The following is a 15,090-nucleotide window of genomic DNA, read 5'->3' as shown; positions in this document are numbered from 1 at the left end:
GGGAACTCCAACCACGGAGAAGGGCCCGGCGAACACCGGGCCCTTTGTCAAAGCGACGGACTAGAACTTAGTGCAGCGCTTCGCCGGGTGGCGTTGCGCCGGTCTTGGCGCCCTGCACCCGTTCCTCGACCATGCGTACGCCGCGTTCGGCGAACTCGGCGCTGCTGCGGCCGACGGTGTCGGCGACGCCGCGCAGGCTTTCCCGTTCTGTGCGGCTGAGCGGCGCCAGCATGCCGATGAGCGCGCCGGCGCCGAGCAGGATGGCGCCCACGGCCAACGGATTTTCTTGATAGAAGCGGGTGCTTGCGTCGCGCGCTTCGGTCGCCTTCGCCCCTACATAGTGATAGCCGTCGGCGGCCTTGTGCGAGACGAAGCTCGCGCCCTCGGAGGCCCGGTGCGAAAGATAGCTTGCGCCGCTCGTCGCCTTGGCGCCGACGTACCTTGCGCCGCCGGTCGCCCGATGGGCGACGCCGGAAAGCGTGCGGCCGATCCGATCGCGGGCGCCTGCGGCGGCGTGCTTGGCGCCCTCCACCGCATGCGACACGCGGGTCCTGAATTCGCTCAGCGCTTCGCCGGCTTTCTGCTTCATGCCGAGCGCGCTGGCGTACGCTTGATGCACGCGCTCATCATAAGCTTCGTCGGTTTCGTTCGGCAGTCGCGGCGTGGCCCAGCGCGCCTCTTCGAGCGACCGATAGCGCCGCTCGCTCGACCAATCCTCGGCGCTGATCTGCGACTCGTGCGCCTTGTTGCGGTTGTTGACTACGAGCCACGCCACGCCCGCGCCGATCAGCAGCAGCGGCAGGGGATTGTCGCGCGCCTGGCGCGTTACGCCGTGAGTTACGCCTGAGGCGATCTTCTTGGCTTTCGTCTTGGCCATGCCTGCAACCTCGCTTGCAATGTGATTGGGCGACAACTTGTTGCCGAGGGCGTCCAGCGTTTCGCTCAGCTGGCTGCGCGATTGATTGAGATCCGCTTCGATGCGGTCTGTTTCGACACTCACGATGCCTTCTCCTTGATCATGCGAAGGTCGCGCGAGACCTGCTCAGCTGTTCGCGGCAAGCCGACGCGCTCCTTCTTGATAGCTTTGATCCCCGACGTGACGAGCACGTACGCCGCGATGCCGCCGATCGCCGCCGAAAGGAGCGCCGCGATCCACATCGGCATCGCTTCGCCGAGCAGATAAGCGACTCCCAGCAAGGCCACCGTCACGGCGGCGCCGCCGATCACGAGCCCCGTGGCAGCGCGCATCACGCCGCCGCCCATGCCCTTGACCGTCTCCATCGTCTCCGCGCGGGCGAGGCGCACCTCGTTGCGCATGAGATCGCTGAGCTGTGTCGCCAGATCTCGCGTGAGCTCCGAGAGCGAACGTTCGGCTTGCATGATTCAAAGCCCCGGCATTTGCGTAATCGGCTCTTCCGTCTGGCCGCTGTTTTGCGTTTGCTCCAGCGCCGCCTTGCCGATCCGGGCGAGCGCGAAGCCCAGTGCGAATGTGACGCCGAGGAAGACCGCAGGCTGGCGACGGGCGAAGCCGTTGATGTCGTCGACGATGCGATTGATGTCGCCATCGCTGATGGAGCGGGTGGCCTGATCGATCGAGTCCGCGGATTTGCGCAGGGCCGCGCCGAGCAGGCTGTTGTCGGTCTCGACATCATCCGCCGCGCGACGGAGCGCCGAGGTGGCCGAGTGGATGGTCGATCCGAGCTGTTGGACGCCTTCTTGCGCCTTTCCGACGGCAGCCTGCCTTGTGCGGTCGATCACGGTCGTCGCGGACTCTTTCAGGCGGCGTGCGCTATCGGCCGGCGTCGTCGACGCGCCGGGCGTGCCGTTGGGAGTTTCCATGGTCGTCTCCTGGTTAGGGATGTGTCAGCAACGCCAACTCAACCACGCTGTTCCCGGCGCGATGAACTTTTGAAGAAGCGCATGCCGCACGGTTCTGAACGATGCGTGGATGCATGCGTTGGCTTCCGAAGGAGGCGCGACGCTCATGAAGAACCAGAAATCACACAGCCAAGGCAGCAAGACCGTGGAACAGCGCAAGCGGATGCTCGAACGCAAAGACGACATGCCCCGCAGAGACGCCGACGGGAACATCGCCGATGACGACGCCGACCGCGACGCACAACAGTTCGACGACGAGGCGCGCCACTCGGAGTTCCCGATCAGCCGCGGTGGCATGAATCAGGAAGACCGCCGCCACAACAAACCGCACCCATGAGGTCAGGTCAGACGAGACAGGCGTTCGCCCGTGCCGGAATCGGCATAGGGCGGCGTCTGGCCGTCGGCGCTTACCGCCAGCACACCGGGCCGCGGTACCCAGCCCTGCGGCGTCTGCTCGAAGAAAACTTCGATTTGCGGCTGCAGCGCCGCAAGTTTCTCGGCGTTGAGCCGGCCGGCGATGTTCAGGTGCGACATCCGCTCGGCCAACGACGACGCGTCGAAGTCGAACGGCCCGTGGTCACGGTAAACCTGCAGCAGCGAAAACACGACTTGCGGCATGTGCGGGTCGGTGGATTCGAACGCGTCTAGCAGGGCGTAAGCGTCTACGAGGTGGGTCATACAAGCCTCCGTCTCGGCCAACGGAGCAGCGGCTGACGAGTTCCTAACCGCCGCGCGCCTTCAGGCCCGCTTGCTTCATGCGCCACATCAGGTGCTCAATCCGGTCCTGACCAAAGAAGGGCTCGTCATCGAACACGAACAGCGGCACGCCCCAATGCCCCGCATTCCGCTGCGCCGCTTCGTTGGCGGCGATCTCGATGTCCAGCTCGGCGGTTTGCGCGCGCGCCATCTCATCGGTCTCGCTCGGGTCGAGCCCGGCCGCGGCGAGCGCGCCCTTCAGGTGATCGCCTTCGTGCCAATTGTCGACCTGGCCCGACCAGATCGCGTGCGCGGCCGCGCGAACGAACTCGAAACCGCGGCCCTGCCGTTCGGCGGCTGCGCCGAGCCGGCTGATGTGATGAATGTAGGGTTGCTCGGCCGCGACTTCGTTGGCGGCGTGATCCATCACGATGGGATCGGGCCGCGGCCAGCGATAGGGGATGTTCAGCATTTGCGAGATGCGGAAGGTGTCGCGCAGCAGATAAGGCGGCCAGAGCGGGTTTACGTTCTTGAAAAAGCCAGGAATGCGCAGGGCGATCGGCAGCACAATTCGCATTCGCGGCCGCAGATCATACTGCGCGATCAGCTGCTCGATCTGCGGTGTGGCTAGATACGAGTAGGGGCTGCGAAACGAAAAGTAGAAATCGAACGTATACGTCACCGGTGACTCCTCAGTGCGCGTAGCGCGCGGTCATCTGTTCGCTGGCGCCGCCCAGAACCTCGCCGAGAGCGGCTTCGAGATCCGCCAGGTACTCGTGCGCCACCTCGTCGTGCTTCGGCGACAGCATCAGGTGCAGCGCCTTCGGCTCGAGCAACGCCGCCGTGAACCAGCCTCGGTGGTGCATGTTCGCATAGAGGGCCAGCGCGTCGGCTTTCTCATGCGTGAAACTGACTATGCCGAGCTGCGGCGTGCCGAGCACTCGGAAGCCCAGCTTTGTCACGCCCGCCTCGATCTTCTCGCGCGCCTGGGTGACTTGGCGCTGCTTGGCGCGATAGCCTTCGACGCCGAGAAATTGCGTCACCGCCCAGGCCGCGGCGATGGCGCCGCCCGGCCGCGTGCCGGCGAGCGTCGGCGTCGCCATTCGTCCGAGCGGCCACGGGCCGGCGTCGAACGTCATGAAGTCGAGCAGCTCGCGCGTCCGGAAGAACACGGTCGACGCGCCTTTGGAAGCGTACCCGTACTTGTGCAGATCGCCTGAGATCGACCAGACGCCGGGCACACTGAAATCGAACGGCGGCAGCTCGGCGCCGCTCATCTGCACAAACGGCGCGATGTAGCCGCCGACGCAGGCGTCGACGTGCAGCCACAATCCGCGCTCTTGCGCCAGCCGGCCGAGCGCTTCGATCGGATCGATCAAGCCGAACGGAAAGCAGGGCGCAGAGCCCACGATCAGCAGCGTGTTGTCGTCGAGCGCCTGCGCCATCGCCGGCACGTCGGCGAGATAGTCTGTCACCGGAACGCGGCGCACCTCGAGATCCATCATCATCGCCGCCTTGTCGAAAGCCGGGTGCGCGCTCGACGGGATGACGATGTTGAGGCCCTTGTCCAGTCCGCGCTTCGTCCGCGCATGGTCCCGCGCCGCCTTCACCGCCATGACGATCGAGTCCGTGCCGCCGCTGGTCATCGATCCCGCGGCGCCTTCCGGCGCATTCAGCAAAGCAAGCCCGAAGCCAACCACTTCGCGCTCCATCTGCGCGATCGAGGGAAACGCCGCCGGCCCGAGGCCATTCTCCTCCGAGAACATGGCATAGGCCGCCTTCTTGACCCGCTCGACGTCTTCGCCGGCGTTGAAAATGTAGAGGCCGGTGCGTCCCTGCCGCCATTGCACGTCGCCTTGGGCCATTTCGCGCATCCGCGCTTCGAGCGCCTCCCAAGGCTGGCCGTGCTGGGGAAGGGCGGAAGGCTTCATTGGGCGGTCTCCAGTTCGCGCACCGCAGAGCTAGCAGGGGGACGGCTTGGGGCAAAGCGAGCTGGTTTTGGCGCGCGGGGTAATGCCACCTGCGGCGGGCAGATCAGGCTGCCGCGCTTCCGTATGAGATCAAGCCTGCCTCTCGCGTGTGACAAGGGTCACGGCGGCCGTGGTCGGGCTGGCTTATTCCTTCTCCATGGCCGCTGGCGTGAGCGCCGCCGGCCAGGGAGGAAGAGAAATGGCCCGTATCGCCCGCACCGCGCTGCACCAAGCCCAAGCCGCCGCCGTGGTCGCCCTGTGCCTAGTCGCTTCGCTCGCATTGCCGTTGACCCTTGCCGCTATCGGCTTCCAAACCCTCTGATCTGGCCTAAACTGCCCTAGAGGGCGGGAGGCAACGATGTTCGGGGTTCGCGGATTTATCGCTGGTTTCTTCCTCACGGCGCTTGCAGCGTTTCCAGCATCCGCCCAGCACCCGCTCTTTTCGGATGACGCCGAAGTCCAGATCGTTCTCGAAGCGCCGCTCAACACGCTCATCCGCAACGCCGACCGCAGCACTGATGCCGTACCGGCGGTCGCCACCATCACCGCTCCCGGCGCACAAGCCGAGCGCTTCGATATCCAGCTGTCGCCGCGCGGCTTTTCGCGCCGCACCGGCGGCATTTGCACCTTCCCGCCGCTTCGGCTCGATTTCGACGCCACCCGCGGCACGTCCATGCGAGGTCAGAACCGGTTGAAGCTCGTGACCCGCTGCCGCAATGGCGCGAACTACGAACAGCTCACGGTTCTCGAATACACTGCTTACCGCCTCTACAATGAAATAACCCCGCTCAGCTTCCGCGTTCGCCCCGTGCGCGTCACCTATCGCGACACTGAAGGACGTCGACGCGAAGAAACGCAGTTCAACTTCCTCGTCGAGGACCTCGACGACGTCGCCCGCCGCAACAACGAGATGGCGGCGCTGGAGGTGCTGTCGAACGAGGTGCGCTCGTCACAGCTGCACACCGAAACCGCTGCCGTTTACGGGCTCTTCCAATACATGATCGGAAATCTCGACTGGGACATGGTCAGCGGCCACGCTGGCGATGAATGCTGCCACAACAGCAAGCTGGTGGGCGCGACCGCGGAGTCGCGCGAGAACGTGATCCCGATTCCATACGATTTCGACTATTCGGGCTTCGTCAACGCGCCGTACGCGATCCCACCGGAAGGTCTCGGCGTCGCCAACGTCCGCACGCGCTATTATCGCGGGCTCTGCCGTCACAACGAACAGGTCCCGGCCGCGGCGGAGCGCATCCGCGCCCGGCGCAGCGCGCTCTATGCGGTAATCGACGGCGAGCCGCGGCTCAACGCCAACAATCGGCGCAATGCGCGGCGTTATCTCGACGAATTCTTCGCCATTCTCGACGACCCGCAGCGCGTGCAGCGCCAGATCATAGATCGCTGCCGGCGCTAGTTCGCCGCCGCCGGCGCGCATTGCTGCGCCGTGAGCTGCGCCACCGGTCCTGCGTTGCTGTCGAGCGCCGCGATGCGGGCGAGGTAGGCGCAAGTCGCCTGCGGCGTGCCCGCTTCAATCGGTACGCGTTGGCCGCGATGCACCGTGATGGGCGCCCCGTTCTCGATGATGAGAAAAGCGTGCGGATCGCGGTGACCGCGCGGCACGCCGATATCTGCGACCAGCACCCGTCCGCCGAACCGCGGCAGCACCGTGGACGTCACCTTGCTGTGGCCGACGACGATGCGCCGTACGCCGTGAAACGCGAGCAGCGCTTCCAGGTGCGCGCGCTCGGCTGCTTCAGGGTTGGTCGAGAGCCCGCGATACCAGAGCGGTCCCTCTTGATGGTCGAGGATGTCTGGGTACCGCGAAGCAGGACGCCCACGCAGCGCCGACCGCACCGCCTGGTTCATCGCTTCACGCGGCGCATTGGCGAAGGATGGGCCGAGCCCGCCATGCACGTAGAGCGTGTCGTTGATTCGGATCACCGAATCGTGCCCGGCAATCCAGCGGCCGTAACGCCCGTTTGCCGCCCATCCGGCGCGGTGCTCGACAAATCCGAGCGGATGTTCGCTCTCCCATTGCGCTCGGAACGCATCGTCAAAGGCGGGCAGCTGGTCCCGCGGGGTTGCACGGCGGAGCTCCGCAAGCGTGCGATTATAGAATTGTTCGCGCCGCCGCGCCGATCGAGCGTCCGTGAACGCCGCGTACTCGCCGGGATGTACGTAGCGTAAGTCCCCCGTTACGTTCATCGCCTCGTGGTTGCCGATCAGTGCGTGAACGTAGCCGCCGGCGCGACGCGCCTGCGGTTCGAGCCGCATCAGATGGTCCATGATCATCCGGCTGTTCGGTCCGCGATCCGGCACGTCGCCAAGCTGGACCAGATGCGTACGGCCGCCGCTCCAATTCCCCACCCTATCGATCAAGCCCGCGGTGCGCAGCATGCCGGCGAACTTCTCGTAGTCGCCCTCGAGATCGCCGATCGCGACAACGCGTTCGACATTGTCCCACTCAGCTTGAGCTCGCGCCGGATTGCAGAAGCCAATCGCAATCAGAAGTGCCGCAAGGACCGAGAGCAATCTCATTCCGCGACCCTCGCGTAAATCGATAGAAGCGCGCGGCCGTCGCCGCCTTCGTCCGCGACAGCGAGTGAGCCGTCCGCGAGCACGGCCGCGCCCTCCGCCTGCACGTGCTGCGCGGCGAGCGCGCGGGCGCTGGAAACGCGATCCCCGTCCAGCTCCGCCACGGCGCCGTCGCGTGCGGAGAGCAGGATGAGCCGTCCTGTACGCGGATCGATGTCGAGCGAGGACGGGCGGAAGTGTTCGATCCCCGCCGCGCGGATCAGCTCCGCTTCCGGCAGACGTCGCCAGGGCCGCGCCATGCCCGCGCCGTCACGCCATGCGTAAAGAGAAATCGTGTCGCGCATCCCGCGAGCCTCGTTGCGCTTGCAGGCAAGAATGAGGCTTTCCTCCGCCGCCAGAGAGGCCAGGCCCTCGATCTCACAAACGCCGCGGAGTCCGGCGTCAAACCTCGCGAACCGGACTATTTCGCCGTCGCTCCCTTCGTTGAACCGGAGCAGCTCGCCTTGGCTTGTGACCAGCCAGAACTGCCCCGCCGGCGTGATCGCGAGACCCTCAAAGTCGCCGGTTTCGACTGGATCGCCCAGCGCGAACGCTTTCACGATGCGGCCCTGGCTGGCGTCGATTTCATAGATCACCGCCCGCTCGTCATCGTGGGCGAACAAGCGCCCGCCAGGCGCCGCGGCGAGGCCGGACACTTCACGCAGTTGATCGGGCAGGCGCCATTGCCGATCCGGCGTCGATGCGAACAGCGAGCCCGCGATGCTGGCGGCCTGCTCCTGGGCCCGCGCTTCGCTCGACGGCGCGGGCTCTGCGCACGCGCACGCCAGCAAGGCGGCCGCGAGGATGAATCTAGTCGTCATCGTCTTCGTCTCGCGCCTGTCGGCTCTCAGAGCGCTTCGGCTCATCGTCCTTCGCCATCCATTGGCGCGAGAACATCTGTTTGCCCGTGGTGGCGGCGCCGTACTCCATCGCCCACAAGCCGAGCACGGTATAATTGAAGAAAATCGAGATGATCGCCGCCACCTCGACTGCATTGATGCCGCAAGCGACGCCGACAGCGATGGCCGTGAAGAGGTAGGTTGTCTCGGCGCTGTCCTTCAATGTGTGCCGGAAGCGAACGCCGGCGACGATGCCGGCGAGCGAAAACGCGAGCGCCAGCGAATTGTGGACGACGTGGACGATGCCGGTGATGATGACCGGCAGCACCAGGATGGTCTGGATGAAGGATTGACTGACGTCCTTGCGCCGGCGCGCGCCCATGCAGATCCAGGTCACCGGGAGCATCAGCAGGAACGAGCCGATGATGGCGAGCGCCAAGCGGACGCTGTCCGCCAAAGTCGAGCGCGCCGGCTGCGCCGCCTGCGCAGCCTCGACCGGCTCGAATGCGGCTTGGCCGACAGCGCCGAAATCTGCGGCGCCGCCGACCGGCATCAATTGGATCAGACGCGGTTGAATAAGCAGCATCGCTGCGATGGCCGCCGCGATGGCCAGGTAGTAGGCAGTCAGATAGGCGTACGGCTTGCCGAGCTTGGCGAGTCCGTTCCAGACTTCCCGCTCCTTCTGCTCCGCCGTCTCCACCGCCATGTTCGCCTCGAAGCCGCACCGCGGAGTCTAGGAGACTTGAGCCGCTCCGGTAAGTCCTTGTTTCTCGGCGGGCGAGCGAGACGGTCGCAGCAATCGCCGTTATGGTGGAAGCACTTGGAGGCGAACCTATGCAGCATGGCGAACCGGCGCCAGTGAAGGTCCAGTCGGCGCGGCCCGGCGAGGCCTACGAGACCGATGTGATCATCGTCGGCGCAGGGCCGGTTGGGCTGTTTGCGGTATTCGAGCTCGGCCTGCTTGATCTGAAGGCGCACGTCGTCGATGTGCTCGACCGGCCGGGCGGCCAATGCGCCGAGCTCTATCCAGAAAAGCCCATCTACGACATTCCGGCTTTGCCGATCGTCACGGGCCAAGGGCTCACGGACGCGCTGTTGAAGCAGATCGCGCCGTTCGAACCGACGTTTCATCTCGGCCAGATGGCTGAAGCGCTGGAGCGCCGAGGTGACGGCAAGTTCACGCTGCGAACCGAACTCGGCACGAGTATCACCGCGCCCGTGCTCGTCATCGCCGCCGGCGGCGGCTCCTTCGTGCCGCGCAAGCCGAAAATCGAGGGCATCGAAGCGTTCGAAGGAAACTGTGTTCACTACGCCGTGCGGCAGATGGAGCGTTTCCGCGGCCGTGACATCGTCATCGCCGGCGGCGGCGACAGTGCGCTCGACTGGGTTCTCAATCTGCAGCCGATCGCCAAATCGACGACACTGATCCATCGCCGTGACGATTTTCGCGCCGCGCCTCACTCGGTCGCGCAGATGCGCAAACTCGTCGCCGAAGGCAAAGTGCGGCTGGAGATCGCGGACCTGAAAGGCCTGATCGGCGCCGGCGGAGCACTGAGCGCTGTCGAATGCCACAGCAAGGAGAGGGGCGGTTACAAAATTCCGTGCGAGGAGCTGCTGGCGTTTTACGGCCTCACCATGAAGCTCGGGCCAATTGCGAATTTCGGCTTGAACCTGCACGAAAACCTGATCCCGGTGGACACGGAGAAGTTCGAGAGCAGCGAGCCGGGCATTTTCGCCATCGGCGACATCAACACCTATGCGGGGAAACTGAAGCTGATCCTATGCGGCTTCCACGAGGGCGCGCTGATGGCGCAAGCCGCTTTCCGGATCGCCCGGCCCGGCGAGCGGCTCGTCTTTCTTTACACGACATCCTCAACCGACCTGCAGAAGAAGCTGGGCGTCGCCTGATCGGGCCGTCGGAAAACTAAACTGACCGTGTAGTTGAAGGCGGAATCGCCAATGCCTAACCCTGATCGCATGACCTTATATGCTTCCGTCATCGACGCCATCGGCAACACGCCACTGATCAAGCTCAGACGGGCCTCGGAAGAGACCGGCTGCACGATCCTCGGCAAGGCCGAGTTTCTCAATCCCGGCCAGTCGGTGAAAGACCGCGCCGCGCTTGCGATCGTGCTCGACGCCGAGAAGCGCGGCGCGCTGGAGCCAGGCGGCGTGATCGTGGAGGGCACGGCCGGCAACACCGGGATCGGCCTCGCGCTCGTCGGCGCGGCGAAGGGATATCGCACTGTCGTCGTCATGCCGCGCACGCAGAGCCAGGAGAAGAAGGACGCTGTGCGCGCGCTGGGCGCTGAACTGGTCGAAGTCGACGCTGCGCCGGCGGCGAGCGACAATCACTATCCGAAGGTCGCGCGCCGTATCGCCGAGGAGCGGGCGCGAACCGATCCGCGCGGCGCCGTCTGGGCCAATCAGTTCGACAACATCGCCAACCGTCAGGGTCACATCGACACGACCGCGCCGGAGATCTGGCGCGACACCCAGGGCAAAATCGACGGCTTCATCTGCGCAGTCGGCTCTGGCGGCACTCTCGGCGGCGTATCGATAGGGCTCAAGGCGAAGAACAGCGATGTCGTCATCGGCATCGCCGATCCAGGTGGAGCGGCGCTCTACAATTACTACAAGCACGGGGAGCTCCGCGCCGAGGGCAGCTCCATCACCGAGGGCATCGGCCAGGGCCGCGTTACCGCAAACCTCGACGGCGTTGCCGTCGACGAGGCGTTTCGCATCGAAGACAAGGACTGGCTGCCGGTCCTCTACAATCTGGTGCAGGAGGAGGGGCTTTCGGTCGGCGGCTCGTCTGCGCTGAACGTTCTCGGCGCCATCGAACTCGGGAAAAAGCTGGGCCCCGGCAAAACAATCGTGACGGTACTGTGCGACTACGCCAATCGTTACACGAGCAGGCTTTTCAACCCCGAATTCCTGCGCTCGAAGGAATTGCCAACGCCGCCTTGGCTGGCCTAATCGCGAACGATTTGCGTTCGCTGAAACGGATTGCAGCGCATGCGACCTCTCGCCATGGCGAGCGGACGATTCGCACTCTATCGTCGCGTCAAAGGGCGCGGGATGCTGACATCACTGAAGCTGGCGCAGACCGGCGGACAATGCGAGTTGACGCGCGAGCAGATCGCACTTCGCCGCGCGGCGCTGTTCGAAACCATTATCGACAGCATGACCGAACACGTGCTGGTCGTGGACCGCACCGGCGCTGTCATTTTTGGCAACAAATCGCAGCGCAAGCATCTGGACGGTGCGCCCGCGCCGCGCACGCGCGAGGAGTGGGAAGAGGCCTACGCGATCCACACAGCTGACGGATCGCGCAAACTCGAGTTTTCCGAATGGCCTTTGAATCGCGCGCTCCGAGGCGATTTCATCGAGAGCATCGAACTGCGCGCGCGCTTCCCTGGGCAGTCGGACAACTTCTTTCTCCTCTCCAGCCGGCCGTTGATCGATGAGACCACCGGTCAGATCGAGGGCGCGATTTTCGTCTCGCGCGACATCACGGCGATGCGTCGCACTGAAGAAGAGTTGCGTCACAGCCAGAAGCTGGAGACGATCGGCCAGCTCACCGGTGGCATCGCCCACGATTTCAACAACGTCCTCGCCGCTGTGCTGAACTCCTCCGAGGTTTTAGCGCGCGCGGTGGTCGGTGATGAAAAGCTCGAGCGCGCCGCCGCGACGATCGAGAAGGCGGCGCTGCGTGGCGCCGAGCTGACCCGCCACTTGCTCGCCTTCGCGCGACATCAGACGCTCAGTCCGAAGCCGATCGATCTCGCGTCCTTTTTGACCGACGCCCTGATGCTGATCCGCCCGGCGATCGGCGCGATGATCGAAATCGATGTCGAGGTTCAGCACGGCCTCCACGCCTTCGCCGATCCCGTGCAGCTGACGACGGCGCTGCTCAATTTGTGTGTCAACGCGCGCGATGCGATGTCGGGCGTCGGCGAGCTAACGATCCGGATTTGCGAAACGGAGGGCCTCGTCGAAATCTGTGTCGCCGATACGGGCTGCGGCATGTCGCCAGAGGTGCGGGAGCGAGCAGTCGAACCGTTCTTCACGACGAAGGAAGTCGGGAAGGGATCGGGGCTGGGACTCAGCATGGTCTACGGCTTCGCGCAGCAATCGGGGGGCAACCTGCGCATTGAAAGCAAACCCGGTGCTGGCGCGCGGATCACGCTGGCGCTGCCGAAGGCTGCAGCGCCAGCGCCGGTGGCGATCTCGGCAGCGCCGCCGACGCTGCCCGTTTCTCCCATGCGCGTTCTGATCGTTGACGACGACGCGATGGTTCGCGAGGCGCTGAAGCTGCACCTCTCCTCGGCAGGCTTTCAAACCACAACGGCAGCCGACGGCCCCGAGGCGATTGCGCTCATCGAGGCCGGCCTGGAGTTCGACCTGCTGTTCACCGACATGGTGATGCCGCGCGGCATGACGGGGCTTGCCCTGGCGGAGAAGCTCCGCGAGAGGCGCCCGGAAATCCGCGTCATCGTCAGCACGGGCTACGTCGAGGACGATTTGCCCGAAGCCGGGCCGAACTGGCTCCTCTTGCGTAAGCCCTACTCGTCGAACGAACTCTTCGGGGCAATACGTCGCCTGATCCTGACGGGAAGCTGAGCGCTTCCATCCTCGAAGCGGCTGTATATGGTGCGGCTCTCACCTGGGGAGACGCTCATGAAATTCCATCACATTGCGTCAGCGGCTGTGATTGCACTTGCCGCCTGTGCGACGCCGGCAGAAGAGGCCGGTGCGCCGGCGCACGATATAGCGGCGTTCAACGCGCCGCCGCTTTCGCCCGAAGCCTTGTTGAGTCACGTCCGCGTTCTGGCGTCGGACGCGTTCGAGGGCCGGGCGCCCGGAACCAATGGCGAGCGACTCACGATCGAGTACCTGCAGCAGGCTTATGAAGCGGCCGGCCTCCAGCCAGGCGTCGTGCTCGCGGACGGCACGCGCTCCTGGGTGCAGGAAACGCAGCTTACCGCCGCGACATTGACGAACACGCCGACGCTGACGCTCAGCGGCCGCGACGGCGCCCGCCAATACGAATACGCGACCCAGTTCTCGGCCTGGACGCGCCGGCTCGATCCGACCGTAGACATCGAGAACGCGCCGCTGGTGTTCGTCGGCTACGGCGTCAACGCGCCGGAGCTGGGTTGGAACGACTACGAAGGCGTCGACATGCGCGGCAAGATTGCCGTGATCTTGATCAACGATCCGGATTTTGAAACTGGCGACGACCGCGGCTTCGGCGGCCGCGCCATGACTTATTACGGTCGCTGGACCTACAAGTTCGAAGAAGCCGGCCGGCAGGGCGCGGCGGGCGCGATCATCATCCACGAAACAGCGCCAGCGTCTTATCCCTGGCAAGTGATCCAATCGTCGACCGGCAGCGCGCGCTGGGACGTCGTGCGCGCGGACCGCGGCGCCAATCGCGCCGGCTTCGAAGGTTGGATCAACAACGATGTCGCGATGGAGACCTTCCGCCGCGCCGGGCTCGACTTCAACCGCCTGAAGGCCCGCGCGCAGACGCGCGGCTTCCGCGCCGTGCCGATGGGGAGCCTCCGCGGTTCGATCGAGCTGCAGACCCGCACCGAAACGCGCACGACGAACAATGTCGTCGGCGTGTTGCCAGGGACGCAACGTCCGCAGGAGACGATCATCTACAGCGCGCACTGGGACCATCTCGGCCGCTGCCCTGCGATCGACGGCGACGACATCTGCAACGGGGCGCTCGACAACGCCACCGGCACGGCGGCGCTGATCGAGCTGGCGCGCCGCTTCAGCGCCGAAGGCGCGCCGCAGCGTTCGGTTGCCTTCATAGCGTTGACCGCGGAGGAGCAAGGCCTGCTCGGCGCACTCTACTACCAGCAGCATCCGCTGTTCGAGCCGCGCAACACGGTTGCGGCGATCAATATGGACGGCATCAACAACGCAGGCCCGACGCACGACATTGAAGTCGTTGGCTTCGGCAAGAGCCAGATGGACGATCTGATTGCGGAGGCCGTGCAGGCGCAGGGCCGACGCGTTGCGCCGGATTCGTCGCCCGAGGCCGGATATTTCTACCGCTCGGACCACCTCCACTTCGCGCAACTCGGCATTCCGGTGCTTTACACCTCGAATGGCATCGACATGGTCGATGGCGGCGTCGAGCGCGGCCGCGCGATCAATGAGGCCTACGTCGCGCACAACTATCACAAGCCTTCGGACGAGGTGACGGAGGCGTGGGACATGAGCGGAGGGGCCCAGGACCTTGAAGCGCTGTACGCGGTCGGTCGTCGTCTCGCCGATAGCGGCATGTGGCCGGAGTGGCGTGAAAACGCCGAGTTTCGCGCCGCACGCGAAGCGTCCCGACGCTGAGGTGAAGCGGGCGGCGGCGATATCTTGGCGCCGCGCCCGCAGGCGTCCCGCTATAGGCGCACTTTAGCGGGCGCCCCTTGTTCCCGTGCGGGCCAGAGCGCATTTGCCGGTTCAGGAGCGGGAAATGACGGCGATCAGGCTTTACGGCAGCTCGGACAGCGGCAACTGCCTGAAAACGAAGTGGGTCGCCGAGCGGCTCGGCATTCGATTCGAGTGGATCGAGACCAGCAGCTTCTCAGGGGCGACCCGCACTCCGGAATTCCTGGCCATCAACCCAGCTGGTCAGGTGCCCGTCGCCATTCTTGCCGATGGCCGCATGCTCGCTCAATCGAACGCCATCATGCTGTACTTCGCCGAGAACTCCGATCTCGTGCCGAAGGACGCCTACGAGCGCGCCAAGATGCTCGAGTGGCTGTTCTGGGAGCAGTACAGCCACGAGCCCTACATCGCCGTGCGAATCGCGCGGAAGTATTTCCTGAACCAGCGCGAGGAGGACCTCGATCCGGTTTTGCTGACCAAGGGCGCCGCCGCGCTGGCGCGCCTCGAACTGCAGCTGCAAGGCGCGCCTTTCTTGGTTAACGGCGCGCTCACTCTTGCTGACATCGCGCTCGTCGCCTACACCCGCGCCGCTCCTCGCGGCGGATTCGATCTGGAATCGTATCCCGCCGTGAAGGCATGGGTGGGCCGGGTCGAGCGTGAGCTTGGGCTGGAACCGCTGCCGCCGGTAGGGCAGTAAGTGGAACCGCCGCCGTCCCGCCGCATTGTGT

17 protein-coding genes are annotated in these 15,090 nt (G+C 65.1%); 8 read left to right on the top strand and 9 right to left on the bottom strand.

Features of this window, described 5'->3' with window-relative positions; translation table 11 throughout:
- Positions 1-67: 67 nt before the first annotated feature.
- The 3 genes from VEA80_RS05285 to VEA80_RS05275 are packed head-to-tail and all read right to left on the bottom strand — an operon-like array spanning position 68 to position 1,839.
- Positions 68-1,000, bottom strand: a complete 933-nt coding sequence (locus VEA80_RS05285; RefSeq protein ID WP_325059655.1) for a DUF3618 domain-containing protein — start codon at positions 998-1,000, stop codon at positions 68-70.
- Positions 997-1,380 (bottom strand): phage holin family protein, encoded by a 384-nt coding sequence (locus tag VEA80_RS05280; RefSeq protein ID WP_325059654.1) that lies wholly within the window; start codon positions 1,378-1,380, stop codon positions 997-999. The genes VEA80_RS05285 and VEA80_RS05280 overlap by 4 nt, the downstream gene beginning before the upstream one ends.
- A gap of 3 nt (positions 1,381-1,383) precedes the next feature.
- The gene (locus VEA80_RS05275; protein ID WP_325059653.1) at positions 1,384-1,839 is read right to left on the bottom strand and encodes a hypothetical protein; all 456 of its coding nucleotides are present in this window, start codon (positions 1,837-1,839) and stop codon (positions 1,384-1,386) included.
- A 145-nt stretch (positions 1,840-1,984) separates the two neighbouring features.
- Between VEA80_RS05275 and VEA80_RS05270 the strand changes: the two genes are divergently transcribed.
- Positions 1,985-2,215: a hypothetical protein gene (locus VEA80_RS05270; protein ID WP_325059652.1), complete on the top strand. Its 231-nt coding sequence runs from the start codon at positions 1,985-1,987 to the stop codon at positions 2,213-2,215.
- A 2-nt stretch (positions 2,216-2,217) separates the two neighbouring features.
- Here VEA80_RS05270 and VEA80_RS05265 read toward each other — a convergent pair whose 3' ends face one another.
- Genes VEA80_RS05265 through VEA80_RS05255 form a run of 3 tightly spaced genes read right to left on the bottom strand, consistent with a single transcriptional unit; the run spans position 2,218 to position 4,505 of the window.
- Complete coding sequence (locus VEA80_RS05265; RefSeq protein WP_325059651.1) at positions 2,218-2,556, bottom strand: hypothetical protein; 339 nt, start codon at positions 2,554-2,556, stop codon at positions 2,218-2,220.
- 43 nt (positions 2,557-2,599) lie between these two features.
- A complete protein-coding gene (locus VEA80_RS05260; RefSeq protein WP_325059650.1) occupies positions 2,600-3,256 on the bottom strand; it encodes a 2-hydroxychromene-2-carboxylate isomerase in 657 nt (218 codons plus the stop codon).
- Positions 3,257-3,266: 10 nt separating this feature from the next.
- On the bottom strand, positions 3,267-4,505 hold the full coding sequence (locus VEA80_RS05255) for an aspartate aminotransferase family protein (RefSeq protein ID WP_325059649.1): 1,239 nt from the start codon (positions 4,503-4,505) through the stop codon (positions 3,267-3,269).
- A gap of 238 nt (positions 4,506-4,743) precedes the next feature.
- On the opposite strand from VEA80_RS05255, the gene VEA80_RS05250 reads away from it, so the two are divergent.
- On the top strand, positions 4,744-4,866 hold the full coding sequence (locus VEA80_RS05250) for a hypothetical protein (protein WP_325059648.1): 123 nt from the start codon (positions 4,744-4,746) through the stop codon (positions 4,864-4,866).
- A 36-nt stretch (positions 4,867-4,902) separates the two neighbouring features.
- A complete protein-coding gene (locus VEA80_RS05245) occupies positions 4,903-5,958 on the top strand; it encodes a hypothetical protein (protein ID WP_325059647.1) in 1,056 nt (351 codons plus the stop codon).
- Here the strand turns inward: VEA80_RS05245 and VEA80_RS05240 are convergent.
- Genes VEA80_RS05240 through VEA80_RS05230 form a run of 3 tightly spaced genes read right to left on the bottom strand, consistent with a single transcriptional unit; the run spans position 5,955 to position 8,663 of the window.
- On the bottom strand, positions 5,955-7,082 hold the full coding sequence (locus VEA80_RS05240; protein WP_325059646.1) for a metallophosphoesterase: 1,128 nt from the start codon (positions 7,080-7,082) through the stop codon (positions 5,955-5,957). The two genes, VEA80_RS05245 and VEA80_RS05240, sit on opposite strands and share 4 nt — an antisense overlap.
- Positions 7,079-7,939: a hypothetical protein gene (locus VEA80_RS05235; protein ID WP_325059645.1), complete on the bottom strand. Its 861-nt coding sequence runs from the start codon at positions 7,937-7,939 to the stop codon at positions 7,079-7,081. The genes VEA80_RS05240 and VEA80_RS05235 overlap by 4 nt, the downstream gene beginning before the upstream one ends.
- A complete protein-coding gene (locus tag VEA80_RS05230; protein WP_325059644.1) occupies positions 7,929-8,663 on the bottom strand; it encodes a DUF4956 domain-containing protein in 735 nt (244 codons plus the stop codon). Before VEA80_RS05230 ends, VEA80_RS05235 begins: the two co-directional genes overlap by 11 nt.
- Positions 8,664-8,791: 128 nt before the next feature.
- Here VEA80_RS05230 and VEA80_RS05225 point away from each other — a divergent pair, with 128 nt between their 5' ends.
- From VEA80_RS05225 to VEA80_RS05205, 5 genes are all read left to right on the top strand, one after another.
- Positions 8,792-9,865, top strand: a complete 1,074-nt coding sequence (locus VEA80_RS05225; RefSeq protein ID WP_325059643.1) for an NAD(P)/FAD-dependent oxidoreductase — start codon at positions 8,792-8,794, stop codon at positions 9,863-9,865.
- A gap of 69 nt (positions 9,866-9,934) precedes the next feature.
- Complete coding sequence (locus VEA80_RS05220) at positions 9,935-10,936, top strand: cysteine synthase A (protein WP_349257213.1); 1,002 nt, start codon at positions 9,935-9,937, stop codon at positions 10,934-10,936.
- A gap of 102 nt (positions 10,937-11,038) precedes the next feature.
- Positions 11,039-12,583: an ATP-binding protein gene (locus tag VEA80_RS05215; protein WP_325059641.1), complete on the top strand. Its 1,545-nt coding sequence runs from the start codon at positions 11,039-11,041 to the stop codon at positions 12,581-12,583.
- Positions 12,584-12,640: 57 nt separating this feature from the next.
- On the top strand, positions 12,641-14,323 hold the full coding sequence (locus tag VEA80_RS05210) for a M28 family metallopeptidase (protein WP_325059640.1): 1,683 nt from the start codon (positions 12,641-12,643) through the stop codon (positions 14,321-14,323).
- Positions 14,324-14,447: 124 nt separating this feature from the next.
- A complete protein-coding gene (locus tag VEA80_RS05205; protein WP_325059639.1) occupies positions 14,448-15,059 on the top strand; it encodes a glutathione S-transferase family protein in 612 nt (203 codons plus the stop codon).
- Positions 15,060-15,090: the final 31 nt, after the last annotated feature.

The organism is Vitreimonas sp., from assembly GCF_035627415.1.
In the GTDB taxonomy this organism is placed as follows: domain Bacteria; phylum Pseudomonadota; class Alphaproteobacteria; order Caulobacterales; family Aquidulcibacteraceae; genus Vitreimonas.
This window is presented reverse-complemented; position numbering and strand designations above follow the sequence as displayed.

Excerpts from the sequence above, each read along its gene's own strand:
- VEA80_RS05210 (WP_325059640.1), top strand. The coding sequence starts at position 12,641 with ATGAAATTCCATCACATTGCGTCAGCGGCTGTGATTGCACTTGCCGCC.
- VEA80_RS05255 (WP_325059649.1), bottom strand. The coding sequence starts at position 4,505 with ATGAAGCCTTCCGCCCTTCCCCAGCACGGCCAGCCTTGGGAGGCGCTC.
- VEA80_RS05280 (WP_325059654.1), bottom strand. The coding sequence starts at position 1,380 with ATGCAAGCCGAACGTTCGCTCTCGGAGCTCACGCGAGATCTGGCGACA.
- VEA80_RS05235 (WP_325059645.1), bottom strand. The coding sequence starts at position 7,939 with ATGACGACTAGATTCATCCTCGCGGCCGCCTTGCTGGCGTGCGCGTGC.
- VEA80_RS05275 (WP_325059653.1), bottom strand. The coding sequence starts at position 1,839 with ATGGAAACTCCCAACGGCACGCCCGGCGCGTCGACGACGCCGGCCGAT.
- VEA80_RS05245 (WP_325059647.1), top strand. The coding sequence starts at position 4,903 with ATGTTCGGGGTTCGCGGATTTATCGCTGGTTTCTTCCTCACGGCGCTT.
- VEA80_RS05265 (WP_325059651.1), bottom strand. The coding sequence starts at position 2,556 with ATGACCCACCTCGTAGACGCTTACGCCCTGCTAGACGCGTTCGAATCC.
- VEA80_RS05270 (WP_325059652.1), top strand. The coding sequence starts at position 1,985 with ATGAAGAACCAGAAATCACACAGCCAAGGCAGCAAGACCGTGGAACAG.
- VEA80_RS05220 (WP_349257213.1), top strand. The coding sequence starts at position 9,935 with ATGACCTTATATGCTTCCGTCATCGACGCCATCGGCAACACGCCACTG.
- VEA80_RS05250 (WP_325059648.1), top strand. The coding sequence starts at position 4,744 with ATGGCCCGTATCGCCCGCACCGCGCTGCACCAAGCCCAAGCCGCCGCC.
- VEA80_RS05205 (WP_325059639.1), top strand. The coding sequence starts at position 14,448 with ATGACGGCGATCAGGCTTTACGGCAGCTCGGACAGCGGCAACTGCCTG.
- VEA80_RS05240 (WP_325059646.1), bottom strand. The coding sequence starts at position 7,082 with ATGAGATTGCTCTCGGTCCTTGCGGCACTTCTGATTGCGATTGGCTTC.
- VEA80_RS05230 (WP_325059644.1), bottom strand. The coding sequence starts at position 8,663 with ATGGCGGTGGAGACGGCGGAGCAGAAGGAGCGGGAAGTCTGGAACGGA.
- VEA80_RS05225 (WP_325059643.1), top strand. The coding sequence starts at position 8,792 with ATGCAGCATGGCGAACCGGCGCCAGTGAAGGTCCAGTCGGCGCGGCCC.
- VEA80_RS05215 (WP_325059641.1), top strand. The coding sequence starts at position 11,039 with ATGCTGACATCACTGAAGCTGGCGCAGACCGGCGGACAATGCGAGTTG.